Annotated in this window: 1 protein-coding gene; it reads right to left on the bottom strand. The window is 68.9% G+C overall.

The window, feature by feature from the left end:
- On the bottom strand, positions 1-5,642 hold a 5,642-nt coding region (locus tag SNE206_RS39605), incomplete at both ends, for a toxin glutamine deamidase domain-containing protein (protein ID WP_407918449.1).

Here is a 5,642-nt window from a genome sequence, read left to right as displayed (position 1 = left end):
TTCCGGAAGTCCTCCAACCCCACCGACGGACCCGTCCCACTCACGACCGACGGCACCCGACGCGCCGCCAGCCGCTCCACCACCTCCACCACCCCAACACCGATCTCCACACCATCACTCTGCAGCGAGGTCTTGGCCGGGAGCAGCTCATCGGCCGGGGCCAGCGTCGCGCGAAGGCCGTCACGGGCCTTCACGTCCAGCGGGCGGAGCTCGGCGATCGGTGTGTCGGGTGAGGCGAGCCGGGCCGCCAGCAGCCCGACCCGCTCCTCGAAGCCGGTCGGTACCTTGGCGTCCAGGAGCCGGACGAAGGACCACCGGATGACATCGGGCGCGATGCGGTACGCGTCGAATCCGGCGTGCTCCAGCAGCCCCAGCCAGCGGCCGAACCGCCGGGCCGCTTCCTTGTAGTCCTTGTCGAGCCGCGCGCTGCGGTAGGCGATCGCCTCATGGAGGGCCATCAGCGCCACCTGCCTCGGCAGTAGCTCTACGCCCCCGTACTCCGTGTTGAGCCGGAGCCGGGCCAGGATCCGCTGAACGATGGAGCGATGGTCCTCCACGCCTGCCTGCGCCGCCGGGGTGGGCTCGGCCGTCGGCAGTACGACCATCTTGCCCAGCTCGTAGACCGTCTGCGCGAAGACCTGGTCGGGGAGCGGCCTGTTCCCGGCCGCCTCCAGGCGGTACTGGACTTCGGCCAGCTGACCGAAGCCGATGAACTGTGCGCGATCCGTGGCACTGAACACATCGTTCATGTCCGGCAGTTCCGACAGCCGCTTCCAGAACAGTTCGGGAGTAAGCAGGCCGCCGGACGCTGCCCGGCTCCCGTAATCGGCGATGGCTCCGACCCGGTTCACCAACGCCCGGAGGACCTCGACTTTGTGCCCGCCGTCGATGAGCGCCGCGATCTGCTCTTGGGACATCGTGCCGAAGCCGGTCCCGTGCCATTCCTGGTCGCTTCTTGCCAGCGCGATCCCCATGTCGAATCGCTGCGGCAGGAGGGTGGTGTTCTTGAGGGCCGCGGTGACGATGCCGGAGAAGTCTTCAAGGAGCGCGACCGAGTCGACGCCCGGGTCGGAGCCGCCGTACCTGAAGGCGAGCAGTGCCTCCATCGTTCGCTGGAGCGGGACCGGGTCGAGGGGCCGGTCGCCGAGCAGCGCCAGGACGACGGCCCGAAGCACCAGGCCCAGGTCCGCCTGACGGGCGACCAGTCGGGCCACCTGGTGGGCCGCAGTGGTGTAGTCGGCCAGGTCGAGCGCCCCGTCGAAGACCAGCGGCACCATCGCCGCCAACCGGTCGACCGCCCCCGAGACCTCCGCCAGCGCCTCGTCCGACAGCGGCACCGGCTCACGCAGCACCCGGGCCGGCCCCTGCACCACAAGGTCCACCGGATACGACCACTCCGCCGACAGCTTCTGCAGCGCAGCCCGCACCCCGCGCACCTCATCCTCGAAGTCCGCCCTGGGAGCCGGAACCTGCCTGCCCGCCGCCTCCACCAACGCATCCAGCACCACACCCGCATACCGCGCCGGCGGCGCCACATCACCCGGATGCTTGCCCTTACGGCCCCGCACCACCTGACCGATCCCGTCGAGAATCGAGTCCCGCCACTTCTTCCCCTCCGACACCCGCTGCGGACCCGCCACCACCCTCAGATGCAACTCGAACAACCGCTGTACATGCTCACCCAACTCCGGCAGCCGGAAAGCATCCGCCAGACGTCCGAACACACCCGTCCGCGCCACCTCCCCCCGCACCACCGCCACATCCGCAAACCCGAACCGCACCAACTCCACCCATGCACTCGCCACCGTCTCCAACCGCGCCGACACCCTGTCGGAGGGGTCGTCCGAGATCGCATTCACCATCACCGCATGAGCGAACGACGGCTTCAACAACTCCGCCTGAACCTCACGAACCAACCTCAGCGCCTTGTCCCGTACCTTCGCGGCGAAGGCCGACGGGTCGACCGTCAGGTGACGCATCTGTCCGATCTGAGTGATCATCAACATCAACCGGTACGGTGGCGTCACGCCGGTCACCACTCGCTCGCGCGCCAGATCCCCGGTCAACTGCCCCAGCCGGTCGATGACCTGTTCTGATGTGGCACCGGTCAAGGCTGTCTCAGCGATTGCCCACCGGATGTCGCCCTCGCCACCGTCGTTGACGGCGTGCGTGACCCGCATCGCCGGGTCCTGGCTGTTCGCCGTCGCCGTCTGCCGAACGTCCTCTGCCCCGGCGAAGTACTTCTCTGCCCCAGAGATGTCCCGGCGGGTGAACTCGGCAACCCGATTGTGCTCGTAGACGGCCAGGGACTTCCGGGCATAGACGGAGTGCGGGCCGCTCTGCACCATCAAAAGCTTCAACTCGGCGACCAGGAATTTGTTAGCGACACTCTGCCAACTGGAGTCGAAAATCTCCCTCTCCGGATCGTCCGGGTGGTTCACCAGCGACGTCACCGCCCGAACAGCGTCACTGCCGTCCTTCGAGACCACCGCGAACCTTCCGGGCGCGCTCTGGATCTCATCAGCCAGCTCCAGCGCCGTGTTCGCGAAGGCCACCGCCTCCTTGTACGGCAGATAACCCAGATCACGCGCCTGCCAGACCTGCCTCCCCAGCGCCACGGCATCACCCATGGCGCGCAGCTTGGACAGCTGCGCCGTCGGCACCGTGAACCGGCCGCTCAACTGCTCGATGTCCTGGCGGACGCGCGCGATCCGCTCACCCGTCTCCCCCGCCCACACCGTGTTGCGGTCGTCTCCCGGCGCGCTCTGCCGCTGCGCCCCGTTCTGGCCCTGTACTTCGTTCAACCGCTTCTGCTCGGCGGTGAGGAAGTCGAGTCGCTCCCTGACAGCGGCGACGGCGGTGGACGCACCGGCCGAGCCGATTGCGTACCGGATGTCGCTCAGCCACATCCGCTGCTCGGTCTCGTGCCGGGACTTCAGCGAAAGCCGGCCGAGTTCCGCCGAGAGGCCTTCTGCCGACAGTTCCCCGGTCTCCAGTAGCGCGATACCACTGGTTGACAGCACCTGCAGGTGCTGGTCGTAGACGCTGCGCGCCACCGATGCCTTCTGCCGCGCCACCATCATCCCGCTGTGCAGAACCGCCAGCCATCGGCTGAACCCCACGGGCCAGGCCTCCGCACCCGCCCAGTCCGTACTGAGCCCCTGCAGACCGGCCAGTGCCCGCACCACATCGTCCGCATGACCCTGGAAGTCCGCCCCTGCCTGCTGTTGCGCGGTGATCGCCGCACGGAGCGCCGCGAGGGCGGCACCCACCTCTGCCACGCCGAGCCGCCCGCCCGCCGCCGTCAACCTGTCCGCCGACACCACCGCCTCCAGCGTCAGCAACGACTCCACCAGCAACCCCTGCTGACCCTTCGCCAGCCGCCGCGCACGCGCCAGCGCATCGGCCACCTCACTGAGCAACTTGCCGAAGGACAGCGAACCCGCGGCCACCGCCTGCCGACCCACGTCCCACAGCTGACCCGCCCGGGCGCTGACCTGATCCGCTCTCTTTGGCTGCCACACAATCTCCGACAGCATCACCCCACCAGCCGGCTGTACCGTCTCCCCAGCCTCGGCCACCTCGACCGCCGATGCGGCGGGCATGGTCTCGGCAGGTGCCTGCACTGCCGTCGTACGCACCCACGGATTCGGCTCGGTCGTGAGGGCCGGGCCGGGCTCCCGGTACAGCGGGAACACCGACTTGATCTCTCCGGCCACCACGAAGCCTGCCAGCCAGTTCCCATGCACGTCCGTCCCCACGAACCTTTTGAGCAGCGAGTCCACCCCGGCTTGCGCCGAGTTGAATCCACCTGCAAAGTTCGCCTCACCCGCCCGAACGGCGTTCCGGTACGCCTGCGCCGCACTGCTTCGGATCTGGTCCCAGCTCAGATGCGTGGGAAAGAACGCGCTCAGCTTGGCCACCGGGTCGCCCACCAGCGGTCGGTACTCCACCATCGCGTCGAACACCCCGTTCGGCAGCGGTGCAAGCTGCGACCCGGCTACCAGGCCCACCCGTGACAACGAGCCGCCGTCCCGGATCTGAATCTTCCCGTCCTCGCCGAGCTGATGGCCGCCCGACAACCGGGCCATCGGCACGCCCGAGAACGGGTTTGTCGTCACCTTCAGGCCGAACGTCTGAATGTGCTCCCGGAACTGCTCCGGATCGCCGAAGCTGACCCAGATGTCCTCGTCCCGCACCGCCGACCCGGTCGCGACCGGTTGGGGCCCGCCCGTTGCCTTCTTCCTCGGCATCCACTGCACGAGGCTCTCGACCGCCGGCACGGCCCGGTACGGGCTCACCTCGAACCAGTCACCGCTCAGCAGTGCCGGGATCTGCTCCCGCACTGCCACCAGCAGATCAGGCCCGAGCCCGACCGGCTCGCCGCCACCGGCAGGCATCAGGGTGAACCCGCCCGGAAGGGAGTTGCCGGGTGTGGGCAGCCCGTTCCCGTCGAAGGTGTAGCGCAAGGTCAGCACCGAACCGTTCGGCATGGTGAACACCGGGGCGTCCGCGCTCACCAGGTGCAGCCCCGGTGCCAGCTCCCGGATCACCTCCGCCGCCGGGCGGCCTCCGGCCACCACGCTGTTCACGTCACACCCGACGAACACCAGCAGCCGGCCGTCCGCCAGTGCCTTCGGCGCGATCACCTCCCGGTAGAACTCCGCCGCGCCCAACGCCCGGTTGCCCACCACGAACCGCCCGGCACCGTCCGTGTGGACGTGCACCACCAGCGCGTTCTTTACCTTCGGGAACCCGAACGCCGCCTGCAGCTGCGCCCGCCCGTCGTCGACGAACCCAGCCAGGCCCTTCGCCGGCACGAAGAGCCCCGACGGTGTGGGCATCGGCTTCCCGGGCACCGACGACTCCAGCTCCGCCAACGCCACCTCGAAGCGGTACACCTCGGCGAGTCTGTCGGACTGCTGCAGCAGTCGCACCTCCTGGATCCCGAAGCCCTCCAGGTCGGCCGACTCCGATTCACCTGCGGTCATCGACACGCGGCGCGCCGCCAGCTGCGCCGCCGCCTCCGCCCTCTGTTGCCCGCCCGCCAGCTCGGTGTTCAGCGTTCGCAGGAACTCGGTCACACCGTGGGTGTCGGGGGCTGTCCCGAGCAGGGCCTGTAGGACGGCGGGGCCGTTCGGGCCAGTTAGCTCCGCTGGCGACGCAACCACACCAGCCGGACCTTGGATCGAGCTTTCTCCAGTTGGTTGCTGAAAACTCCGATCGTCGGGGGCATTTATCAGTGTGCTGTCGCTCTGACGCAGAGCTGTGCCGGTGTAGGTGGCGGGTGGCTGGGCGGTGCTCGTGTTGTCGGTGGCGTTGTGGGTGTGGGTGTCGGTGGTGGTGGCGTCGTTCCAGTGTCCGGTGCCGGGGATGTAGGTGTTGTCGGCGTCCAGCGGGATGGCCCAGATCCGGGTGGCGTCCGGGTAGAGCGGCTGCTCGCCCGGTGCCCATACCGACCGCTGGGCGTCGACCCAGACCAGGCCGGTACCGGGCACGTTCACCAGGTTCCAGATGTGTCCGGAGCCGTTGCGTCCCGCACCGAAGACGATCGCGGCCGCGCCCGCGCCCGCGGCCTCCACCCGCGCCGCGACCTCCTCCAGACCCTCCCGCCCCGCACCCATGAACTCCGCCGCGTACCC

Source organism: Kitasatospora sp. NE20-6 (genome assembly GCF_045862635.1).
The sequence above is the reverse complement of the archived record's forward strand: the minus strand, read 5'-3'. Positions and strand labels throughout refer to the sequence as shown.